Origin of the sequence: Methylobacterium sp. 092160098-2 (assembly GCF_028920805.1) — a bacterium.
GTDB classification, from domain to species: Bacteria; Pseudomonadota; Alphaproteobacteria; order Rhizobiales; family Beijerinckiaceae; genus Methylobacterium; species Methylobacterium fujisawaense.
The window spans coordinates 1,828,567-1,849,741 of the sequence record NZ_JAQPZJ010000001.1; the positions used below are offsets into that span (position 1 = coordinate 1,828,567).

At 71.9% G+C, this 21,175-nt stretch carries 20 protein-coding genes; 15 read left to right on the forward strand and 5 right to left on the reverse strand.

From position 1 onward, the window contains the following. Positions 1-143: 143 nt before the first annotated feature. From phnD to phnE (PQI07_RS08705), 4 genes are read left to right on the forward strand one after another with little or no spacing between them, the layout of a single operon-like run. Positions 144-1,166, forward strand: a complete 1,023-nt coding sequence (gene phnD, locus PQI07_RS08690; protein ID WP_274926459.1) for a phosphate/phosphite/phosphonate ABC transporter substrate-binding protein — start codon at positions 144-146, stop codon at positions 1,164-1,166. Positions 1,167-1,192: 26 nt separating this feature from the next. Then, complete coding sequence (gene phnC / locus PQI07_RS08695) at positions 1,193-1,996, forward strand: phosphonate ABC transporter ATP-binding protein (protein ID WP_051045083.1); 804 nt, start codon at positions 1,193-1,195, stop codon at positions 1,994-1,996. After that, the gene (phnE, locus tag PQI07_RS08700; RefSeq protein ID WP_043356475.1) at positions 1,993-2,799 is read left to right on the forward strand and encodes a phosphonate ABC transporter, permease protein PhnE; all 807 of its coding nucleotides are present in this window, start codon (positions 1,993-1,995) and stop codon (positions 2,797-2,799) included. The genes phnC and phnE (PQI07_RS08700) overlap by 4 nt, the downstream gene beginning before the upstream one ends. After that, positions 2,796-3,611, forward strand: a complete 816-nt coding sequence (gene phnE / locus PQI07_RS08705) for a phosphonate ABC transporter, permease protein PhnE (protein WP_043379068.1) — start codon at positions 2,796-2,798, stop codon at positions 3,609-3,611. The genes phnE (PQI07_RS08700) and phnE (PQI07_RS08705) overlap by 4 nt, the downstream gene beginning before the upstream one ends. Positions 3,612-3,618: 7 nt before the next feature. Here phnE (PQI07_RS08705) and PQI07_RS08710 read toward each other — a convergent pair whose 3' ends face one another. Beyond that, entirely contained in the window at positions 3,619-5,040 is a 1,422-nt protein-coding gene (locus PQI07_RS08710) for a M20 family metallopeptidase (RefSeq protein WP_274926460.1), read from the reverse strand. A 330-nt stretch (positions 5,041-5,370) separates the two neighbouring features. On the opposite strand from PQI07_RS08710, the gene PQI07_RS08715 reads away from it, so the two are divergent. From PQI07_RS08715 to PQI07_RS08760, 10 genes are all read left to right on the forward strand, one after another. Continuing rightward, the gene (locus PQI07_RS08715) at positions 5,371-7,161 is read left to right on the forward strand and encodes a peptide ABC transporter substrate-binding protein (RefSeq protein ID WP_274926461.1); all 1,791 of its coding nucleotides are present in this window, start codon (positions 5,371-5,373) and stop codon (positions 7,159-7,161) included. A 15-nt stretch (positions 7,162-7,176) separates the two neighbouring features. Beyond that, positions 7,177-8,136 carry an ABC transporter permease gene (locus PQI07_RS08720; protein ID WP_111473507.1) on the forward strand — a complete coding sequence of 320 codons (960 nt, stop codon included), beginning with the start codon at positions 7,177-7,179 and terminating at the stop codon, positions 8,134-8,136. Next, entirely contained in the window at positions 8,102-9,034 is a 933-nt protein-coding gene (locus PQI07_RS08725) for an ABC transporter permease (RefSeq protein ID WP_053609320.1), read from the forward strand. Before PQI07_RS08720 ends, PQI07_RS08725 begins: the two co-directional genes overlap by 35 nt. Positions 9,035-9,414: 380 nt before the next feature. After that, positions 9,415-11,265 (forward strand): ABC transporter ATP-binding protein, encoded by a 1,851-nt coding sequence (locus PQI07_RS08730; protein ID WP_043353309.1) that lies wholly within the window; start codon positions 9,415-9,417, stop codon positions 11,263-11,265. 382 nt (positions 11,266-11,647) lie between these two features. Next, positions 11,648-11,860, forward strand: a complete 213-nt coding sequence (locus tag PQI07_RS08735) for a hemin uptake protein HemP (RefSeq protein ID WP_043353304.1) — start codon at positions 11,648-11,650, stop codon at positions 11,858-11,860. Then, positions 11,857-12,735 (forward strand): heme/hemin ABC transporter substrate-binding protein, encoded by an 879-nt coding sequence (locus PQI07_RS08740; RefSeq protein WP_179697522.1) that lies wholly within the window; start codon positions 11,857-11,859, stop codon positions 12,733-12,735. Before PQI07_RS08735 ends, PQI07_RS08740 begins: the two co-directional genes overlap by 4 nt. A gap of 24 nt (positions 12,736-12,759) precedes the next feature. Next, on the forward strand, positions 12,760-13,806 hold the full coding sequence (locus tag PQI07_RS08745; protein ID WP_274926462.1) for a FecCD family ABC transporter permease: 1,047 nt from the start codon (positions 12,760-12,762) through the stop codon (positions 13,804-13,806). Beyond that, complete coding sequence (locus tag PQI07_RS08750; protein WP_179697520.1) at positions 13,799-14,623, forward strand: heme ABC transporter ATP-binding protein; 825 nt, start codon at positions 13,799-13,801, stop codon at positions 14,621-14,623. Before PQI07_RS08745 ends, PQI07_RS08750 begins: the two co-directional genes overlap by 8 nt. Positions 14,624-14,804: 181 nt before the next feature. Continuing rightward, positions 14,805-15,821 (forward strand): TonB-dependent receptor plug domain-containing protein, encoded by a 1,017-nt coding sequence (locus PQI07_RS08755; RefSeq protein ID WP_274926463.1) that lies wholly within the window; start codon positions 14,805-14,807, stop codon positions 15,819-15,821. 12 nt (positions 15,822-15,833) lie between these two features. After that, positions 15,834-16,940, forward strand: coding sequence for a TonB-dependent receptor domain-containing protein (locus tag PQI07_RS08760; RefSeq protein ID WP_274926464.1), 1,107 nt, complete (start codon positions 15,834-15,836; stop codon positions 16,938-16,940). 16 nt (positions 16,941-16,956) lie between these two features. Here PQI07_RS08760 and PQI07_RS08765 read toward each other — a convergent pair whose 3' ends face one another. Both PQI07_RS08765 and PQI07_RS08770 read right to left on the reverse strand, forming a co-directional pair. Beyond that, positions 16,957-17,889: a glycosyltransferase family 2 protein gene (locus PQI07_RS08765; protein ID WP_043355178.1), complete on the reverse strand. Its 933-nt coding sequence runs from the start codon at positions 17,887-17,889 to the stop codon at positions 16,957-16,959. Between the two features lie 4 nt (positions 17,890-17,893). After that, positions 17,894-18,928: a glycosyltransferase family 2 protein gene (locus PQI07_RS08770; protein WP_274926465.1), complete on the reverse strand. Its 1,035-nt coding sequence runs from the start codon at positions 18,926-18,928 to the stop codon at positions 17,894-17,896. A 542-nt stretch (positions 18,929-19,470) separates the two neighbouring features. Here PQI07_RS08770 and PQI07_RS08775 point away from each other — a divergent pair. Continuing rightward, positions 19,471-19,692 carry a DUF6894 family protein gene (locus PQI07_RS08775; protein WP_043355176.1) on the forward strand — a complete coding sequence of 74 codons (222 nt, stop codon included), beginning with the start codon at positions 19,471-19,473 and terminating at the stop codon, positions 19,690-19,692. Between the two features lie 59 nt (positions 19,693-19,751). Here PQI07_RS08775 and PQI07_RS08780 read toward each other — a convergent pair whose 3' ends face one another. Then, complete coding sequence (locus PQI07_RS08780) at positions 19,752-20,828, reverse strand: acyltransferase family protein (protein ID WP_043355174.1); 1,077 nt, start codon at positions 20,826-20,828, stop codon at positions 19,752-19,754. A gap of 177 nt (positions 20,829-21,005) precedes the next feature. Beyond that, positions 21,006-21,158 (reverse strand): hypothetical protein, encoded by a 153-nt coding sequence (locus PQI07_RS08785; protein WP_164706357.1) that lies wholly within the window; start codon positions 21,156-21,158, stop codon positions 21,006-21,008. Positions 21,159-21,175 lie beyond the last annotated feature (17 nt).

The window sequence follows — 21,175 nt, forward strand, 5'->3', positions numbered from 1 at the left end:
TGTCCTTCAACTTCTGTTCCACGGACTGCCTTGCATCGCCCGGAAGCCGCCGCCTACAAGTTTGCCGACTTAAGGCTCGGCCGCGATCGAGCGAGGACATGACGGCGCCGGCCCGAGGCACGGCTCCGCAGGGAGGATACCGCGTGACATTCGCCCGATACGGCGCAGCCCTGGCGCTGCTCTGCGGCTTCGGTTTCCTGTCGCCCGTCAGGGCCGACGCGTGTCCCAACCGCGGCCAGCTCGACGATGCCTATTGCGACGCCGACAAGGATCTCGTCGCCGACGTCCCGGCCAAGACCCGCGACCCGAGCGTCATCGTCTTCGCCTACACGCCGGTGGAGGATCCCGCGGTCTACGAGAACTCGTTCAAGCCGTTCACGACCTACCTCAGCCAGTGCACGGGCAAGCGGGTCGTCTACTATCCGGTCCAGTCGAACTCCGCCGAGATCGAGGCGATGCGCTCCGGCCGGCTCACGGTGGCGGGCTTCTCGACCGGGCCCCTCGGCTTCGCCGTCAACATGGCCGGCGCGGTCCCGTTCGCCGCCAAGGGCACCGAGAAGGGGTCTGAGGGCTACAACCTGATCGTCGTGGTGAAGGCGAGCAGCCCGTACAAGACGCTGGCCGACCTGAAGGGCAAGCGGGTGGCCCACACGGCGCCGTCGTCGAATTCCGGCAACCTCGCCCCCAAGGCCCTCTTCCCCGAGCAGGGGCTGAAGCCCGGCGAGGATTACAAGCTCATCTATTCGGGCGGGCACGACAAGTCGGCTTTGGGCGTCGGCACCGGCGACTACGACGCCGCCCCGGTGGCCTCGGACGTGTTCTACCGGATGGTCGCCCGCGGCACGATCAAGGGCGACGATTACCGGGTGATCTACACGAGCGAGAAGTTCCCGACCTCGGGCTTCGCCTATGCCCACGATCTCAAGCCGGACCTCGCCGAGAAGCTGAAGCAGTGCTTCTACGATTTCCGCTTCCCACCCGACATGGTGAAGGATTTCGAGGGCGACGACCGGTTCGCGCCGATCACCTACCTCAAGGACTGGGCGATCGTCCGCAAGGTCGCGGAGGAATCGGGCACGCCGTACAACAAGGTCGCCTACGAGCGCGAGGCCGCCCGCGAGGCCGAGGCCGCCCGCAAGAAGGCCGCGGACGCGCCCAAGCCGTGATGCAGGCTGTGACGGCGGGAAGCGCGATGCGCGCGGTCAAGGACGGACCCGACGGCGATCCCCGGGCGGAGGATCCCCGCGCCCTGGTGATCCGCGGGCTGACCAAGGAATACCGGCCCGGCCAGCCGGTCCTGAAGGGCATCGACCTCGTGGTGCCCGGCACCGGGCTCACGGCGATCATCGGGCCGTCCGGCACCGGCAAGAGCACCCTGATCCGCTGCATCAACCGGCTGGTCCAGCCGACCGCGGGGGAGATCCTGTTCCGCGGCGAGGACCTCGCCCGGCTCTCCGGCCCCGCCCTGCGCCGGGCGCGCCGCCGGATCGGGATGGTGTTCCAGGAGTACAACCTGGTCGAGCGCCTCTCGGTGATGGAGAACCTGCTCTGCGGCCGCCTCGGCTACGTGCCGGCTTGGCGCGCGTGGCTGCGCCGCTTCCCCGAGGCGGACATCGCCCGCGCCTTCGACCTCCTCGACGCGGTCGGCCTGTCGGGCTTCGCCACGCGCCGGGCCGACGCCCTGTCGGGCGGCCAGCGCCAGCGCGTCGGCATCGCCCGGGCGATCATGCAGGAGCCCGAGATCGTGCTCGCCGACGAGCCGACCTCGTCCCTCGATCCGAAGAGCTCCGTGGAGATCATGGAGATCCTGTCCCGGCTCGCGGCCGAGCGCGGCGTGCCGGTGGTGGTCAACATCCACAACGTGGCGCTCGCCCAGCGCTTCGCGGCGCGGATCGTCGGCATGTCGGGCGGGCACGTGGTCTATGACGGGCCGCCCGACCGGCTGAGCGAGGCCGACCTGCGCGGCATCTACGGCGGCGAGAACTGGCTCGAATGATTCCGACCGCCCGACCGGCCTCCTCCGACGCCGCCGGCCGCGTCGCGTTCCGGCCCAACTGGACCGCCCGCGCCGGCTGGGCGCTCCTCGCCCTCTACGCGGTCTACGCGGCGACCCAGCTCGGCTTCTCCCCCGAGCGCTTCGCCGGCGGCCTCGCCCACGGGCAGCAGTTCCTGGCCCGGATGTTCCCGCCGAACTTCTCCCGCTGGGAGCTGATCCAGTCGGGCATCCTCGAGAGCCTGCAGATCGCCGTGATCGCGACGGTGATCGGCATCGCGGTCGCCCTGCCGATCGGCTTCCTGGCGGCCCGCAACCTGATGCCGCCCTGGGTGACGTGGCCGACCCGCATCCTGATCGCGCTCTGCCGGTCGTTCCACCCGATCATCGTGGCGATCCTGTTCGTGAAGGCGATCGGCTTCGGGGCGCTCGCCGGCGTCATGGCGCTGATCGTCGCCTCGGTGGGCTTCATCGCCAAGCTGTTCGCCGAGGCGATCGAGGAGATCTCCCTGAAGCAGGTCGAGGCGGTGCGGGCGACCGGTGCCGGCTTCCTGTCGACCCTGATCATGGGCGTGCAGCCGCAGGTTCTGCCGCGCTTCATCGGCTTCGCCACCTACCAGCTCGATTCCAACCTGCGGAACTCCACCATGGTGGGCATCGTCGGCGGCGGCGGCATCGGCGCGACGCTGTTCACCGCCTACCAGCGCTTCGACTTCGACGTCGTGCTGGCGATCCTGATCGTCATCGTCGCCCTGATCATGGTGGCCGAGATCGTCTCCGGCTGGGCCCGCAAGGTGTTCCAGTGAGCGTCGCCCTCGCCCCCGCTTCCGCCGGCCCGCGCCACTGGCAGCGCTTCCCCCTGTGGAAGCGGCTGGCGCGGCTCGCCTTCACGCTCTGCGCGGTGGCGGCCTTCGTGGCGAGCCTGCGCACCATCGAGGTGATCCCGGAATTCCTCTACGACGCCCCCGAGCAGCTGGCCGACCTGTTCGGCCGGATGTGGCCGATGGATGCCGGCTATGTCGGGCCGACCCTGCGGGCGCTGGTGGAGACGCTCCACATCGCGACGCTCGGCACCCTGATCGCCATCGCGATCGCGGTGCCGATCGGGCTGATGGCGGCCCGCAACGTCACGCCCAACCGCGCGCTGAACCTGTTCGCCAAGTTCGTGTTCGTGACCTCGCGGTCGGTGAACTCCCTGGTCTGGGCGCTGCTGTTCGTGGCGGTGTTCGGCCCGGGGCCCCTGGCCGGGACCCTGGCGATCGCGCTCCGCTCCGTCGGCTTCACCGGCAAGCTGTTCGCCGAGGCGCTGGAGGAGGCCAATCGCGGCTCGATCGAGGCCCTGCAGGCCGCGGGCGCCGGCCGGCTCTCGACGCTGCTGCTCGGCTACTGGCCGCAGGTGAAGCCGGCCTTCTGGTCGATCGCGCTGTTCCGGTGGGACATCAACATCCGCGAATCCGCCGTGCTCGGGCTGGTCGGCGCGGGCGGCATCGGCGTCGCGCTCGATACCGCCCTGAACCTGCTCTACTGGGATCAGGTCGCCGTGGTGCTCGCCGCGATCTTCGGCGTCGTCATCCTGGCCGAGATCGTCGTGACGGCGCTCCGCGCCCGGACGCTCTGAGGGGGCCTCACCGCCCCAGCGACATGCCGAGCGGCGGCGCGACCTCCGGCGGCAGCGGCGAGACGTAGCCGGACGCGCCGACCCGGCGGGCGAGGTCCGCCTTCGCGGCGTCGCGCAGGGCCGCGTCGGTCACCGCCCGGGCGCCGGTGGCGGCCATCGCCTTGGCGACCTGCACCATCGCCTTGTGGGCCGCGGGCGTCTTTCCCTGCGCCACCACCTGCCAGGTATGGAACGGCGTGCCGATCGCCACCGTGGGTGCGTGGGCCTGGACGGTCGGCACCACCCAGCTCACGTCGCCGACATCGGTGGAGCCGACCGCCGGGTTGCGCGGCGCGTCGAGGGGCACGAGGAAATCGGCCAGCGGTGCCTCGTTGCGCGGCATGCCGATGGCGCGGAACACGGCGTCGATGTCGCCGTCGGTCAGCGTCGACCGGATCTTGCCCGCGAAGTCCCGGTCGGCCTCGTCGAAATGCGGCGGCCCGAGCTCCTCCATCACGCCGTGCAGCGCCCGCTCCAGGGGATCGTTGCCCAGCAGGTTCGACACCGCGCTGACGATCCGCACCTCGAGGGCGGTCTCGGTCATCAGGGCGGCGCCTTCCGCGATCTTCTTCACCCGCTCGACCAGCGCCAGCATGCCCGGCAGGTCGCGGGCCCGGATCGAGTAGCGCACCGTGGCGCCGGCCTGGACGACGTTGGGGGCGATGCCGCCGGCGTCGAGATAGGCGTAGTGGACCCGCGCGTCGGACGGCATGTGCTCCCGCATGTAGTTCACGCCGACGCTCATCAGCTCGACGGCGTCCAGCGCCGAGCGCCCGAGATGGGGTGCGGCCGCCGCGTGAGCGGTGCGCCCGGTGAAGACGAAATCCGCCCGGGTGTTGGCGAGCGCCACCGGCGGCGCCACCTCCCAGAAGCTGCCCGGATGCCAGGAGATCGCGATGTCGGCATCCGCGAAGGCGCCGGCGCGGACCATGAACGCCTTGGCGGCGCCGCCCTCCTCGGCGGGACAGCCGTAGTAGCGCACGCGGCCGGGGGTGCCGGTCTCGGCGAGCCAGTCTTTCACGGCGGTAGCGGCCAGCAGGGCCGCCGAGCCGAGGAGGTTGTGGCCGCAGCCGTGGCCGTGGCCGCCCGCCTCCACCGGCCGGTGCTCGGCGACGCCCGCCTCCTGCGACAGGCCCGGCAGGGCATCGTACTCGCCGAGGAAGGCGATGACAGGCCCGCCTTCACCGGCCTCGCCCATCACCGCGGTGGGGATGCCGGCGACCTGCTCGGTTACGCGGAAGCCCTGGTGGCGCAGCTCGGCGACGTGCTCGGCGCAGGAGCGCGCTTCCGTGTAGCAGACCTCCGGCATGCCCCAGACCCGGTCGGACAGGGCGATCAGCCGCTCCGTCTGCGCGTCGACGTGGCGCCACACGGTGTTGCGGTTGTCCATCGTGTCGTCTCCCGGAAGGTCGCGCGTCGCGTTCGCCCCATCATAGCGGGCTCCGCGCCGTCATCACGAGCGCAGCGAAGCGACCCAGGGCTGCGCACGGTCAGGGGCCGTGGCGCTGCTGGATTGCTTCGCTGCGCTCGCACAGACGGCGGCGTCGCGCTGCACGGCTCGGTGCGGCAGGAGAGGGACTGGCATGCAGGGCCGGGGCCATGCTGTGCACGAAGCGAACCTTCCTCAACACGTTTCAGTTGAACCGTCACTGGCCCGCCCCTTGCCAAGGCCGCCACCGGAATGTTGCTGTGCCGCGCGGCGGTCAACGGGAATGCGTACATGGACGAGCGGGATCTGCGCGGCCTCATCGGGCAGGTGAAGGGCGGCCGCTTGTCGCGGCGCGCCTTCGTGCAGCGGATGGTGGCTTTCGGCCTCACCGCGCCCATGGCCGGGCTGATGCTGGCCGGGAACGGGGTCGCGATGGCGGCCGATATCCGGGCCGGCTACAAGCCGACCAAGGCCGGCGGCGGCGGCGCCCTGAAGCTGCTCTGGTGGCAGGCGCCGACGCTGATCAACCCGCATTTCGCCATCGGCACCAAGGACCAGGACGCCTCGCGGATCTTCTACGAGCCGCTCGCCGCCTGGGACGCGGACGGCAACCTCGTGCCGGTGCTGGCCGCCTCGATCCCGTCCAAGGAGAACGGGGCGCTCGCCGCCGACGGCCGCTCGGTGGTGTGGACGCTCAAGCCCGGCGTGACGTGGCACGACGGCAAGCCGCTCACCGCCGACGACCTCGTCTTCACCTGGGACTACGCCCGCGACCCCGCCACCGCGGCGGTGACGGCCGGCTCCTACAAGGATTGCAAGGTCGAGAAGGTCGACGACCTCAGCGTCCGGGTGCTGTTCGACAAGCCGACGCCCTACTGGTGCGACGCCTTCGTGGGCATCGTCGGGATGGTGCTGCCGAAGCACCTGTTCGGACCCTACAGCGGCGCCAAGTCCCGGGACGCGCCCCAGAACCTCGCCCCCGTGGGCACCGGCCCGTACCGGTTCGTGGAGTTCCGGCCCGGCGACATCGTCCGCGGCGAGCGCAATCCCGACTACCACCTGCCGAACCGGCCGTACTTCGACACGATCGAGATGAAGGGCGGCGGCGACGCGGTCTCGGCCGCCCGCGCCGTGCTCCAGACCGGCGAGTACGACTACGCCTGGAACATGCTGATCGAGGACGAGGTGCTCAAGCGCCTGGAGACCGGCGGCAAGGGTCGGGTCGACGTGGTCTACGGCGGCAAGCTCGAGTTCCTGCTCCTCAACGCCACCGACCCGAACGTCGAGGTCGACGGCGAGCGCGCCTCGATCACCACCAAGCACCCCGCCTTCTCCGACCCGAAGGTGTGCCAGGCGATGAACCTCTTGGTCGACCGCAAGTCGATCCAGACCTACATCTACGGCCGCACCGGCAAGCCCACCGCCAACACGGTCAACGGCCCCGACCGCTTCGTCTCGACGAACACGAGCTTCGCCTTCGACCCGGCCAAGGCCAACGCGCTCCTCGACGAGGCCGGCTGGAAGAAGGGCTCCGACGGGATCCGCGCCAAGGACGGCAAGAAGCTCAAGCTGGTCTTCCAGACCTCGATCAACGCCCCGCGCCAGAAGACCCAGGCGATCATCAAGCAGGCGGCCGCCAAGGCCGGCATCGAGATCGAGCTGAAATCGGTCACCGGCTCGGTGTTCTTCTCCTCCGACCCGGCGAACCCCGACACCTGCACGCATTTCTACGCCGACATGGAGATGTACGCCTACAGCATGACGCAGGCCGATCCGGCGATCTGGCTGCTCATGTACGCCTCCTGGGAGGTGGCCCAGAAGGCCAACAAGTGGCAGGGCCGCAACGTCGTGCGCTGGCGCAACGACGCCTACGACAAGGCCTACAACGCCGCCCAGAGCGAGCTCGACCCGGTCAAGCGCGCGGCTCTGCTGATCACCTGCAACGACCTCGCGGTCTCCGAGAACGTGCTGCCGCTGATCCACCGCGCCGAGGTCTCGGCGGTGGGCGCGACGCTCACGGCGCCCCGCAGCGGCTGGGACAACGACCTGTCGTTCCTGCCCGACTGGTACCGGGAGGCCTGAGCGGGAGCGCGGGCCATGGGCGCCTACATCCTGCGACGGCTCCTGATCGCGATCCCGAGCCTGCTCGGCATCAGCCTGATCCTGTTCACGGTCCTGGCGCTCGCGCCGGGCGATCCGTTCGGCGAACTCGCCAGCAACCCGAACGTGCCCCCGGAGGTGCGGGCGGCGCTCCGCGTCAAGTTCGGCCTCGATGACCCGATCCTCACCCGCTACCTGCACTGGCTCACCGCCATGCTGCAGGGCGACTGGGGCTTCTCGTTCGCGAGCCGGGTGAACGTCGACACGCTGATCCTGCAGCGGCTGCCGACGACCCTGTTCATCGTCGGCTCCTCCCAGGTGCTGGCGCTGCTGATCGCCGTGCCGGTGGGCCTCTACGCCGCGCGCCGGCCCTACTCGCTCGCCGACCAGGTCGCCAACACCCTGGCCTTCGTGGGCTTCTCGCTGCCGACCTTCTTCACCGGGCTGCTGTTCATCCTGCTGTTCTCGATCAAGCTCGGCTGGCTGCCCTTCGTCTACCAGGCCGACCTGCCGGGCTCCGGCCTGCCCTGGGTCTGGGCGAATGTCCGGCAGGCGATCATGCCGGTGGCGGTGCTGGGCTTCTTCCAGGCCGCCTCCTACACCCGCTACGTGCGCGCCTCGGCGCTGGACGTCGCCCGCCTCGACTACGTCACCACGGCCCGCGCCAAGGGCCTGTCGGAGGGCACGGTGACCCGCCGGCACATCGCCCGCAACGCCCTGATCCCGGTGGTGACGCTCGTCGCCCTCCAGATCCCGGCGGTGTTCGGCGGCGCCATCGTCACCGAGCAGATCTTCCGGATCCCCGGCATCGGCTCGCTGCTGATCGACGCGATGCTGGCCAACGACACGCCGGTGGTGATGGCGGTGACCTTCGTGTTCGCCGGCCTCGTCATCCTGTTCAACCTCGTCGCGGACCTGCTCTATGGCTGGCTCGACCCTCGCATCGCCCTCCGATGAGGCGGTGCCCGTCGCCCGCGCGCCGGCCTCGCCGGGGCGGGAGACGTGGCGGCGCTTCCGGCGGCACCGGCTGGCGCTCGCCAGCGTCGGCGTGCTGGCGCTCCTCGTCGCCGGCGTGGTGTTCGGCGGCCTGCTCTGGCCGGTCGCCATCGACGACATCGACTTCGCGGCCCAGCTCCAGGGCCCGTCCTGGGACCACCCGTTCGGCACCGACGATCTCGGCCAGGATCTCCTCGCCCGGATGATCTACGGCGGCCGGATCTCGCTCGCCGTGGGCTTCGCCGCCATGGCGGTGGCGAGCCTGATCGGCGTGCTGGTGGGCGCGCTCGCCGGCATGTCGCGCCGCCTCCTCGACCCGGTGCTGATGTGGCTGACCGACCTGTTCCTGTCGCTGCCGCAGCTGCCGCTGCTGCTCCTGGTGATCTACCTGTTCCGCGACAGCCTGAAGGCCGTGTTCGGCAGCCAGGGCGGCGTGTTCCTGATGATCGTCGCGGTGATCGGGGGCCTGCGCTGGATGCCGGTCGCCCGGCTGGTGCGGGCGCAGTTCCTGAGCTTGCGCGAGAAGGAGTTCGTGGAGGCGGCCCGCTCACAGGGGGCGACCACCGGGCACCTCGTGCGCCGCCACATCCTGCCGAACGCCCTGGGGCCGGTGATCGTGGCGGCCTCCATCGAGGTCTCGTCGGCGATCATCGCGGAATCGACGCTCTCCTTCCTGGGGCTCGGCTTCCCGCCCGACATCCCGACCTGGGGGCGGCTGCTGTTCGACGCCAAGGACCATCTCGACGTCGCCCCGCACTGGGCGCTGTTCCCGGGGGGCGCGATCTTCCTGACGGTGCTGTCGATCAACTTCATCGGCGACGGTTTGCGCGACGCCCTCGACCCGCGCCGGGTGCTCTAGGGCATGCCGCGGGGCTTCGAGGGCTGCCGGCTTGCCGTGACCGCGCCTGCCCCCGCAGAGGGGCGGACAGACCGAAAGGCCCTTTCCGGCACTGGGGCTTCAGGATCGGGCGCGGGTCCCCTCTCCCGGGCGGGAGAGGGACAGGGTGAGGGATCAGGTCTTTCAGGATGGGGCGCGCCCTGTCGGAGCGTCGACGGTGTGCTCGGTCCTGAACCTTCTCATCCCTCACCCCAACCCTCTCCCGCACGGGAGAGGGGGCCCGTCGCGCTCCGTCATCAGCGTCGGTGCGCATCGGAGAGGCGGGAACATCGTCGCGTCGGAGGGCGCGGGGACGGTGTGGAGTCGCCCCGTCGAACCCCGCTGGATCAGGAGTGAAGCCCGTGACGGATCCGATCCTCTCGGTCTCCGACCTCACCGTGTCCTTCCGCTCGGAGGGCCGCTGGCGCGCGGTCGTGCACGGCGTCTCCTTCGATGTCGGGCCCCGCGAGACCGTGGCGCTCGTGGGCGAGTCCGGCTCCGGCAAGAGCGTCAGCGCCCTGTCGATCCTGCGCCTCCTGCCGCGGGATGCGAGCCGCATTGGCGGCAGCGTGCGCTTCGCGGGGCGCGAGCTGCTCACGGCCCCCGAGGCCGAGATGCGGCGGGTGCGCGGCGATTCCATCGCCATGATCTTCCAGGAGCCGATGACCTCCCTGAACCCGGTGCTCACCATCGGCTTCCAGATCGCCGAGGCGCTGATCCGGCACCGGGGCCTGTCGCGGTCCGCCGCCGAGGCGGAGGCGCTCCGGCTCCTCGACAAGGTCCGGATCCCGGCCGCCCGGTCGCGCCTGCACGAATACCCGCACCGCTTCTCCGGCGGCATGCGCCAGCGGGTGATGATCGCCATGGCGCTCGCCTGCCGGCCGAAGCTCCTCATCGCCGACGAGCCGACCACGGCGCTGGACGTCACGATCCAGGCCCAGATCCTCGACCTCATCAAGAGCCTGCAGGACGAGGAGGGCATGTCGGTCCTGTTCATCACCCACGACATGGGCGTGGTCGCCGAGATCGCCGACCGCACCGTGGTGATGTACCGGGGCCGCGCCGTGGAGGCCGGCCCGACCGCACGGATCTTCGACGCCCCCGCCGAGCCCTACACGCGGGCGCTGCTGGCCGCGGTCCCGCGGCTGGGGACCATGGCGGGCCGCGCCCGCCCGATGCGCTTCCCGGTGGTCGACCGGGCGACCGGCCTGGCGGCGCCGACGCCCGAGACCCCCGACACCGTCAGGGCCGCCGAGCGCCCGGTGCTGGAGGTGCGCGACCTGACCGCCCGGTTCGACATCCGCTCCGGCCTCCTCGGCCGCGTGACCGGCCGCGTCCACGCGGTGGAGCGGGTCTCGTTCAGCCTCGCGGCCGGGGAGACCCTGGCGCTGGTCGGCGAATCCGGCTGCGGCAAGTCCACCACCGGCCGCGCGATCCTGCGCCTCGTCGAGCCGCTGTCGGGCTCGGTCCTGCTCGACGGCGAGGACATCACCGGCCTCGACCCGAAGACCCTGCGCACCCGCCGCCAGCGCATGCAGATGATCTTCCAGGACCCGTTCGCGAGCCTCGACCCGCGCCTGAGCGTCGGTGCGGCGGTGGCCGAGCCGCTGCTGATCAACCGCCTCGCCGCGCCCCGCGCGGCAAGGCTTCGGGCCGAGGAGCTGCTCGCCCGGGTCGGACTCGCGCCCGAGACGGCCGGGCGCTTCCCGCACGAATTCTCCGGCGGCCAGCGCCAGCGCATCTGCATCGCCCGGGCCCTCGCCCTGACCCCCCGGCTGATCGTCGCCGACGAGGCGGTCTCGGCGCTCGACGTCTCGGTGAAGGCGCAGGTCGTGAACCTGATGCTCGATCTCCAGGCCGAGTTCGGCCTCGCCTACCTGTTCATCTCGCACGACATGGCGGTGGTGGAGCGGGTGAGCCACCGGGTGGCGGTGATGTATCTCGGCGAGATCGTGGAGATCGGACCGCGCGCCGCGATCTTCGGCGACCCGCAGCACCCCTACACGAAGAAGCTGCTCGCCGCCGTGCCGGTCCCGGATCCGGCCCGGCGGGGCGCGCGGCACGCCCTGCCGGACGACGAGATCCGCAGTCCGATCCGCGCGCCCGACTACATGGCGCCGGAGCGGCTCTACCGGGAGGTCGCGCCTGGCCACAGCGTCCAGGATTGGGGGGGCGACTGGGACGCGGGCCCGCGTCAGGGCGCGGCGGCCTGACGCCGCTCAGCTCCGGCGATCCGACGCAGCGCCTCGCCCGCCTCACCGCTGCGGCGATCGCGCGGCCGGACTGGGCGCGCAGCGTGGCGGCCCATGCCGGCCCGCTCTGGGCGCGGGCCCCGATGGCACCCGGTCGTCGCGGTCGACAGCGCTCCGGCCGATATCGCTCGGGTCGAGGGTCTCGACGGAGCCGAACCGGTCCAGCGCCGCATCGGCGGATCCGAAAATCGGAATCGCCCGGCCTCTACAGGAGATTTATGAAGTATTACGACGCCACCGCAGCGGGGTGGCGCCCGCAATCGATTGCCGCTAAGCTGTTTCTCTATCCAAGTAAGTCTTTCATTTGAAGATTTACAAACAACAGCTCTGGAGCGATCGGTCCATGTTGCGTGCCGAAGGAGAGGGGCAGCGCGGCTTTCCGGCTGGGACCCGCGCGGGGCCCGGCGCGACGCAGCCCGTTCCGCTGCCGGAGCCGGCGGCCGAGATCGGCTCCGCGCGTCTCCTGCAGGGGCGCCGGGAGATCGTCATCCGCCACGGCGGCCACGCCTATCGCCTGCGCGTGACCGCGAGCGACAAGCTGATCCTGACCAAATGAACGCCCCCGCCCCGATATCGCGCCGCACCCTCCTGGCCGCCGCCGCGGCCGGTGCGCTCGCCCCGCGCGCCGCCGCCGCGCAGGCGGCCACCCGCATCGCCGCACTGGGCGGTGCCGTCACCGAGATCCTCTACCGCCTCGGCGCCGGCGGCCGGATCGTCGCGATCGACACGACCAGCCTCTACCCGCCCGAGGCGCTGCGCGAGAAGCCGAATGTCGGCTACCTGCGGGCGCTCTCGGCCGAGGGCCTGCTGGCGCAGCAGCCCGACCTGATCATCGCCACCGAGGGGGCGGGCCCGCCCGCGGTCCTGGCGCAGCTGCGCGAGGCCGGGCTGCGTGTGGAGACCGTGACGGAGCCGCCGAGCCCCGAGGGCGTGCTGGACAAGATCGAGACGGTCGGGCGCCTCGCCGGGCTGGAGCGCGCGGCCGAGGCCCTCGAGGCCGAGGTCCGCGCCCGTTTCGCCGACCTCGCGGCCCGGCGCGCCCGGATCGCCCGGCCGGCCCGGGCCCTCGTCGTCCTCTCGGTCCAGGGCGGCCGGACCGTCGTCGGCGGTGCCGGCTCCTCGGCGGACGGCATCCTGACCCTGGCGGGCATCGCCAACGCGGCCACGGGCCTGGAGGGCTTCAAGCCGATGACCGACGAGGCCATCGTGGCCGCCGCTCCCGACGCGGTGGTGATGATGCAGAATGGCCCGGAGCCGCCGAAGCCCGAGGGTATCTTCGCCCCCGGCACGGCCCTCGCCCAGACCCCCGCGGGCGCCCAAGGCCGGCTGGTGGCCATGGACGGGCTCTACCTCCTCGGCTTCGGTCCGCGCACGCCGCAGGCCGCCATGGACCTGATGCGGGCGCTCTACCCGGACCTGCCGCGTGACTGAGCCGCGCGGCGGCGGGCGGCGCGCGTGAGCCGGCGGTCCACGGCGCCCTGGGTGCTGGGGATCCTGGCGGCCCTGGTGGTGGCCGCCGCCCTGCTCTCCGTGAGCCTCGGGGCGATCCGCATCCCGGTGGAGCGGGTCCTCGCGGTCCTGCTGGGGGACGGCAGCGATCCGGCGCGCGCCCGGGACGCCCTCGTGATCCTCTCCATCCGCCTGCCCCGCACTCTGCTGGGGCTGATGGTCGGGGCGGGGCTGGCGGTCTCCGGCGCGCTGATGCAGGGGCTGTTCCGCAATCCCCTGGCCGACCCGGCGCTGGTCGGGGTCTCGTCGGGGGCGGGGCTCGCCGCCGCGCTCATCATCGTCCTCGGCGACCGCATCCTCGCCCATCTCGGGCTGCCCGGGCCGCTGCCCTACGCGGTCCTGCCGGCCGGGGCCTTCCTCGGGGGCCTGGGCGCGACCCTCATCCTGTACGTCCTCGCCACGCGGTCCGGGCGCACCGCCGTGGCGACGATGCTGCTCGCCGGGATCGCCCTCGGCGCGCTGACCGGCGCGCTGACCGGCCTGCTGACCTTCGTCAGCGACGACCGGCAATTGCGCGATCTCGCCTTCTGGTCCCTCGGCAGCCTCGGGGGCGCCACCTGGGCCAAGGTCGCGGCCTCGGCGCCGCTGATCCTGCCGGTGCTGGCCGCGGTCCCGTTCCTCGGCCGCGGCCTGAACGCCCTGGTCCTCGGCGAGGCCGAGGCGTTCCATCTCGGCGTCCCGGTGGAGCGGCTGAAGCGCGCCTGCATCGTGCTGGTGGCGGTCGCGGTCGGCGCCAGCGTGGCGGCGGCCGGGGTGATCGGCTTCGTCGGCCTCGTGGTGCCGCACGCCCTGCGGCTGCTGGTCGGCCCGGGGCACCGGCTGCTGCTCCCGGCCTCGGCGCTCCTCGGCGGCGCCTTCCTGATCCTCGCCGACGTGGTGGCGCGCCTCGTCGCCGCGCCCGCCGAACTGCCCATCGGGATCGTCACGGCGCTGGTCGGGGCGCCGGTCTTCCTGTGGCTGCTCCTCGACCGGGTGCGGGCGGACGATGTCTGATCCGGCCCTGCTCACGGCGCGCGACCTGACCGTCACGGTGGCGGGGCGCGACCTCGTGCGCGACGTCTCCCTGGGGGTGGAAGGCGGCACCCTCCAGGTGATCGTCGGCCCGAACGGGGCCGGCAAGTCCACCCTCCTCCGCCTGCTCAGCGGCGCCCTGCGCCCGACCCGGGGCACCGTCGCCTATGCCGGCGCGGCAATTGAGACGATCCCGCCCTGGCGGCTCGCAGCGATGCGGGCCGTGCTGCCGCAGGCGGCGCGCCTCGCCTTCCCATTCACGGCGGCCGAGGTGGTCCGGATCGGCCTCGACGGCATCGGCCGGGGCCTCGGCGCCCGCGACCGCGCCGCGATCCTGGCCCGGGCCCTCGAACAGGCCGACGCGGCCCATCTCGCCGGGCGCGCCTATCCGACTCTGTCGGGCGGGGAGCAGGCGCGGGTGCAATTCGCCCGCGTGCTCTGCCAGCTGGAGGCCGGCCGCACGGTCGCGGAGCGGCAGGTGCTGTTCCTCGACGAGCCGACCGCGAGTCTCGACCTCCGCCACCAGGGCGCGCTTCTCGACGCGACGGCCGGGCTGGCAGCGGCCGGCGTCGCCGTGGTGGCGATCCTGCACGACCTCAACCTCGCCGCGGCCTATGCCGACCGGCTTCTGGTTCTGGACGGGGGCCGGCTGGTCGCGCGCGGGCGACCGGCCGAGGTCCTGACGGACGAGCTGATCGCGCGGGTCTTCGGCGTCCGCTGGCCGGTCGGCCGGGTGCCCGAGGGCGACCAGCCCTTCCTCCTGCCGCATCGGGATGTGGCCGGCCGGACACCGACCTGACCGAATTTCGTGGATCCTCGACGTCGTCCGGCCGGCGCCAGGACGGCCTTCTCGGCATGCCGGCCCGACATCCCAGAAAAATCTGTTGCGCATCGCCGTCGCGATCGGCGAGAAAAGCTTCAGCAAGCCAGCCATCCGCCAGCCAGCTCTTGGAAACGACTGTGCGGGGGCGACCGTCATCATGGCTTTTGCTTTCCACCGGGCGCTCGTCGCCCTCGGCGTTGCGCTGGCGACTCTGCCGGGCGCCCGGGCGGAGGAGTCCGGCCCGGCCGCGCGCCTCGAGCCCGAGATCGGCCTCGATACGCTGTCGGTCACCGCGACGAAGACCGCCGTTCCGGCCGTCGACGCCCTGGCGGGCACGAGCGTCGTCCCGCGCGCGGCCCTCGACCGGCTCCAGCCCGGACGCCTGTCCGAGGTGCTGCGCGACGTGCCCGGCGTGACCACCCAGGAGAACCGGACCGATCCCGCGCAGGCGATCAACATCCGCGGCCTGCAGGATTTCGGCCGGGTCAACGTCCTGGTCGACGGCGCGCGGCAGGACTTCCAGGTCTCGGGCCACGGCGCCAACGGCGTGTTCTACCTGGATCCCGAACTCGTCGGCGGCGTCGACATCACCCGCGGGCCCACGGCGACGATCTACGGCTCGGGCGCCATCGGGGGCGTCGCGGCGTTCCGCACCCGGTCGATCGACGACATCCTGGCCCCCGACGAGACCGCCGGCTTCGTGCAGAAGCAGGGCTTCGGCACGAACGGCCAGCGCTTCGTGAACAGCTCGGCGCTCGGCGCCCGCATCGGCACCGCCGCGGACCTGTTCGGGCAGTTCGTCTTCCGCGACACCGCGCCCTATCGCGACGGCGCCGGCCTGCCGGTGCCCGATACCGGCAGCGACCTGAATGCGGGCCTCGCCAAGCTCACCCTGCGGCCCGCGGACGGACACGCGATCCACGCCACCGCGCTCCTCCAGCGCTTCGACTTCGTCAATGGCGGCGACACCGGCGGCGGGGCCCGCTTCGCCAACGCCGTGCAGGCCGACACCTACACCGTCGGCTACCGCTTCGCCCGGCCGGACGTGCCGCTCGTCGATCTCAGCCTCGACGGCTACGCGACCACGACGCACGACGCCCTGACTTTCCTGCAGGACTCGCCGCGGGGCGTTTACGGCCGGCTCGGCACCCGGGCCGGCGACCGTCTGACCTAAGACATCGCGACGATGGGCTTCGACGCCCACAACACCGCCCGGTTCGAGACCGGTCCGGTCGCGCACGCGCTCACGCTCGGCGGCGACGGCGTGGCGAATCGCGTCCGGACCACCGACCGGGCCGGCGGCTTCGCGGCGGCCTTCACGCCGTCGGGGCGGCGGGACCTGGCCGGCGCCTTCCTGCAGGACGAGATCCAAGCCGCGCCGTGGCTGCGGATCGTCGGCGCGCTCCGGCGCGACAGCTACCGGCTCGACGGCGGGGCCTATCGCGCCGGCGGCGCGCGGGTCTCGCCGAAGATCACGATCGGCGTTACGCCGCTGGGCGGACTCGAACTCTACGGCACCTATGCCGAGGGCTATCGCGCCCCCACCGTCACCGAGACGCTGGTGCAGGGCCTCCACCCGTTCCCGGCCTTCACGATCCTGCCGAATCCGGCCCTGCGGCCGGAGGTGGCCCGCACCGTCGAGGGCGGCGTCAACCTGCGCGCCGACGCCGTGATGGGGCCGGAGGATTCCCTGCGCGCCAAGCTCGCCGTGTTCGACACCGCGGTCGACGCCTTCATCGACATGCAGGCGGTCGGGCCGACCTACTTCGTCCCGGCGATTCCCGGCATCCCGACCTCGGCCTGCGCCGCCCGGCCCGGGCGCTTCCCCTGCGTGATCCCGGTGCGCTCCTACCAGTACCGCAACATCGCCCGGGCCGACCTGTCGGGCGTGGAACTGGAGGGCATCTACGATTGGGGCCGGGGCTTCGTGTCGCTCGCCGCCACCCATATCGACGGTCGCGACCGAGCCACCCGCGAGAGCCTGCTCACGGTGCCGCCGGACCGGATCGGCACGACGTTGGGCCTGCGCTTCCTCGCCGACCGGCTCACCGTCGGGACGCGCCTGACCCTGGTGGATGCGCGCACCGACCTCCCGGCGGGTTCCCGGAACCGGGCCACCAAGGCCTACGGGCTGGTGGACCTCTTCGCCACCTATGCGGTCACCGACCGGGTCACGGCGGATGTCGTCGTCCAGAATGCCCTCGACCGGCGCTACCGCCAGTACCGCGACGCCCTGGCAAGCCCGGGCCTCGTGGCCAAGGCGGCGCTCAGCATCGCGTTCGCGACCCGCTAGGAGACGCGAGGAGACGCTACCGGTAGCGCGACGGGTGATATTCCCGGTAGCTCAGGCCGATGACCGCCGCGAGCAGGCCGGCCCCCCGGCACAGCGTATAGCCGCCGCCGATCAGGGTCTCCGGCCTGAGGGACAGGCCGGCGATCCCGAGCCGCAGCAGGCCACCGCCGAGGCGCGCGAGGCCGCGGCCCGCATTGGCGAGGCGGCCGGTCACCGTCTCCGGGCGGAGCCGGCCGAGATAGGCCTCGACGTTGCCGCTGCGGTACCAGCGGGCCAGCAGCCAGCGCACCCGCATCCGGTGCGTCGGGATGCTGTCGTAGACCAAAGCCGTCTCGGCCCAGGCGATCCGGTGCCCGGCCTGCAGCAGGGACCGGAAGAAGAAGGTGTCCTCGCCCCCCAGGGTGTTGAAGCGCATGTCGAAGGACAGGCCCAGCGCCCGGATCACCCGCAGGTCCAGGAGCGCGTTGGCGGTGTAGCCGTCCTGCACGAAGCCGTCGCGGACCGGCAGGCGCTTGGCGAAGAAGCCCCCCGCCGCCGCCCAGGTGGGCGGCACCCGGTCGAAGAACGGCACGACCGGCCCGATGCAGGCCGCGGCCCCCGTTCCGAGGGCGGTCTCGAGCAGGTTGTGGAGCCAGTCCCGGTCGGGGAACTCGTCGTCGTCGATCAGCGCGACCCAATCCGCGCCGGCCGCGGAGGCCTCCGCGAGGCTCCGGTTGCGGACCGCGGCGAGGCCGCGGGTCTCCTCCCGGGCATAGGTGACCGGGAAACGGCCGGTCGCCCGGTAGGCCTCCACGACCGGCACGGCGGCGCGGCTGCGCCCGTTGTCGATGATCAGGATGCGCAGGGCGGTCTCGGCGAGGTTGCCGAGCCGCTGCTGGTCCAGCGCCTTGAGAAGGCGCGCGAGCCCGACGGGCCGCTCGCAGGTGCAGATACAGATGCACAGGCGCATCGTCTCACCTCTGTCCGATTGGGAGGGCGTGTAGCCTCGGCCGCAGGCGCTTGCCCGCCGCTTCCAGCAGCGTCGCGGCCAGGGATTGCCACATCCGGGGATGCCGGAGCGCCAGGGCGGCGCCCTGGATCCACCGGCCGGCCTGGGCGGCCTCGATGACCTGGGCCATCATGCGCATCATCGCGAGGCCGTCGCGGTAGGCGCGGCTGCCGTGGCGGATCTCAGCGGACCGCGCCCGGGCCTCCGCGAGGCGGCCGTGCTCCGCCCGGGCCGCGAAGGCCGCCTCCAGGCGCGCGATGTCGGCTTGGCGCAGCCGGTGGGACAGGGAGGTCGGGCCGCGCCGATAGCCGTAGCCCGCGTCGCTGGTGACCACGAACCGCGCGCCCGCCGCGAGGGCCTCGAGGCACAGCAGGAAGTCCTCGCCGATCCGGACGCCTTCGTCGTACCGGATCTTGTGCCGGTTGAGGGTCTCGGCCCGGATCATGGGCTTGAGGTAGCCGAGCTTGGTCCCTGGCCTGAGAAGTTGATTGCAGGCGATGTACTTGGCGAGATCGATCTCGAACAGGTACGGCTCCCGGCCGCCCTCCATCATGCCCGGTCCCCGGGGATCGAACACGTCCGTGAACGGGATCGGGTTGTCGGCGACGATGTCGGCATCCGCCGCCAGGGCAAGGTCGAGCAGCGACCGGGAGCGATCTGGGAGGATCAGGTCGTCGGCGTCGAGGATCGCGATCCAGCGGCCCCGGGCGGCGTCCAGGGCCGCGTTCCGGGCGCTCGACGGGCCCCGGGGCGATCCCGGCCCGGCCCCGGCGAGGGAGATCACGCGGACGCGCCGATCGGCCTCCGCCAAGCGCGCCAGCACGGTCCCGGTCCCGTCCCGCGAGCCGTCATCGACCGCCACGACCTCCACGGCGACGCCGGTCTGGGCGAGGGCGGAGCGAACGGCCATCTCGATCCAGGGCGCCGCATCGTGCGCGGCCATGATGAACGAGACGTCCACGGACGTGCCCCGGGCATCGGACAAGAGTTGATCCGCCATCGCGTTTCCTGGCCCGACGGGCGCGGCCTCCCGGGCCGCCCTCGACATGAGCCCGAAGTGATCGGCGCGCACGACGCTCAAAGGGCGTAGGGCCGCCGGCAGCCCTTCCTCTTGCGGCGGATGGCCCCGGTGGCGGGGGGCGCTCAGCGTGACCCGGGCTTCGATTCGCCGCCGGGACGCGGCTCCTGCGGGGTGAGGCCCTGCGTCAGGATCGACCGGACATGGGCGCGCAATTTCTGCTTTCGCTCCGCCGAGGCGGGAGAATCCTTCTTGAGGCTCGAATCGCCGGAGGCTGTCATGTCGAACGCCGCTGAGGCCCGTCACCGCGCGTCGCCATGGCCGACGCGGCCGGAAGGGTGATCGGCGATACCTATAATGGATTATTTGGATGGAATCTCGACATTATTGCAACGCGACTGGCGAAAACAGTTTTGGTGTTTGTTAAGGTTTATGTCTCCTACTGAGCATTGTCGGGCACGGGCGAACTACGTAGGTAGTATCCGAGGGGGCCCTCCCGAGGGCAGCATTCAGGGAGGAGATGGGTGCCCAGTCGCTTCTATTTCGATATCGAGAACGGCAAGGAAACGATCCGCGACGCGCAGGGCGTGGAAGCCGAAGACCTGGCCGAGGCGCTGGCGGAGGCCCGCAGCGTGATCGACGAAGTGGCAGGCGATCTGGGTGCCGCAGGCTCGGACGGCAGGTGGACGCTCGTCGTGCGCGACGCCACCGGTGCCGAGGTCGGCCGGTTGCCGATCAAGAGCTAGACGGGGCCCGCCCGCGGGCATCCGCAAACCGGCCCGGCCGCTGCCGCCGCGGGACGCGGCTACGGGCCGATCAGCGCAGACGAGCCGACCCGCCGGGGTGGCGCCCGCAGGAGCCGGCGGGCCGGCGCCTCGAGGAGCCGCCACGACAATTCCGCCAGCAACAGCGTGAGGATCAGGTCCAGCGCCATCGAGACCGGGCGCGGGCCGGCGACGTCCAGGCCGATTGGCGCGAGCACCCGTTCCGCGTGGAGCGGAACGTGGAACAGGTAGGCGGCGTAGCTGATCACGCCGATCCGGCGCAGCCACGGGATCTCCAGCAGGGCGACCGCGCGGCCGTCCCGCACCTGAACCACCTGCAGCAGGAGCAGCGCCGCCAGGACGCCGCTGAGGCGGCCGAGGATCAGCCACCAGCCGGTCGGCGCGACCACGAGCGGCAGGGTCAGGAACAGGATCGCCACGCCGGCCAGGGCGGCGTCGTGGGCGAGCCAGGCCGGAAGCGGCTTGGTGCGCAGACCGGCGAGGCCGCCCAGCGCGATCAGCCCGAGATTGGCCAGCGTATCGACATCGAAGCGCGTCGGCCCGGCGCCCGACAGCCACAGGGCGCCGTGCGTCACGACGCTGACCCCGATCAGGATCCCGCACAGCGTGCCGAGGTGCCGCCGCGGCAGGAACAGCGCCGCCGGCGCGAACAGCAGGTAGAATTGCTGCTCGACTGCGAGGCTCCAGAGGTGGCCGAGTTCGGTCCCCCAGCCGTTCTGCGCGATGTAGACGTTCGTGACGTAGAACCACGTCGCGCCCTTGAACGCTGCGGTGCCGAGACTGGACGGGTCGCCGGGCCGGACCGTGTAGAGCACGAACAGGAAGACGTAGTAGACCGGCACGATGCGGGCGATCCGGTTCCGGTAGAACAGTCCGAGGCTGCCGAGCGGCGTCGCCGTGCCGGCCTCCACCGCCGCGCGGGCGGCGTCGAGGATGCGGACGATCAGGAAGCCGCTCAGGACGAAGAACAGCCACACCCCGGCTGTGCCGACGGCTTCGGTCCTCGGGCTCGACGCCTTGTGGCTGATGAAGACCATCAGGAACGCCACGGCCCGGAGGCCGTCGAACCCGATGATGCGGCGCTCTGGAGGGGCCACGGCGCGCCTCGTCCGGTGATCGTCCGCGCCGCGCCGGGGCAGACCTGAATGCCGATCTCGCCCGTGCGGCTTCGTTCGCGTCCGGGAGGGCCGGACACGCCGCCATAGACCGGGCTGAGAGCCGGAGGTCCCTACCTCGATCGGGGGAGCGGGGCTCCCCGAAAGCGGTCTTGCCGCTCAGCGGCGCCGGGCGAGGAGGGCGACGAGGCCGACGGAAACGGCCGCCGCAGCCTGGGCGGCCAGCAGCGCGACCAGGATCCCCTTCGGCAGGACCAGTGTGAAGCCGATCGCTCCTCCTATCAGCGCAGCGAAGACCAGCACGACCAGCAACGATTTACCTCCATTGA

Excerpts from the sequence above, each read along its gene's own strand:
- phnC (WP_051045083.1), top strand. The coding sequence starts at position 1,193 with ATGCGCGCGGTCAAGGACGGACCCGACGGCGATCCCCGGGCGGAGGAT.
- phnE (WP_043356475.1), top strand. The coding sequence starts at position 1,993 with ATGATTCCGACCGCCCGACCGGCCTCCTCCGACGCCGCCGGCCGCGTC.
- PQI07_RS08710 (WP_274926460.1), bottom strand. The coding sequence starts at position 5,040 with ATGGACAACCGCAACACCGTGTGGCGCCACGTCGACGCGCAGACGGAG.
- PQI07_RS08715 (WP_274926461.1), top strand. The coding sequence starts at position 5,371 with ATGGACGAGCGGGATCTGCGCGGCCTCATCGGGCAGGTGAAGGGCGGC.
- PQI07_RS08720 (WP_111473507.1), top strand. The coding sequence starts at position 7,177 with ATGGGCGCCTACATCCTGCGACGGCTCCTGATCGCGATCCCGAGCCTG.
- PQI07_RS08725 (WP_053609320.1), top strand. The coding sequence starts at position 8,102 with ATGGCTGGCTCGACCCTCGCATCGCCCTCCGATGAGGCGGTGCCCGTC.
- PQI07_RS08735 (WP_043353304.1), top strand. The coding sequence starts at position 11,648 with ATGTTGCGTGCCGAAGGAGAGGGGCAGCGCGGCTTTCCGGCTGGGACC.
- PQI07_RS08740 (WP_179697522.1), top strand. The coding sequence starts at position 11,857 with ATGAACGCCCCCGCCCCGATATCGCGCCGCACCCTCCTGGCCGCCGCC.
- PQI07_RS08750 (WP_179697520.1), top strand. The coding sequence starts at position 13,799 with ATGTCTGATCCGGCCCTGCTCACGGCGCGCGACCTGACCGTCACGGTG.
- PQI07_RS08755 (WP_274926463.1), top strand. The coding sequence starts at position 14,805 with ATGGCTTTTGCTTTCCACCGGGCGCTCGTCGCCCTCGGCGTTGCGCTG.
- PQI07_RS08760 (WP_274926464.1), top strand. The coding sequence starts at position 15,834 with ATGGGCTTCGACGCCCACAACACCGCCCGGTTCGAGACCGGTCCGGTC.
- PQI07_RS08765 (WP_043355178.1), bottom strand. The coding sequence starts at position 17,889 with ATGCGCCTGTGCATCTGTATCTGCACCTGCGAGCGGCCCGTCGGGCTC.
- PQI07_RS08770 (WP_274926465.1), bottom strand. The coding sequence starts at position 18,928 with ATGGCGGATCAACTCTTGTCCGATGCCCGGGGCACGTCCGTGGACGTC.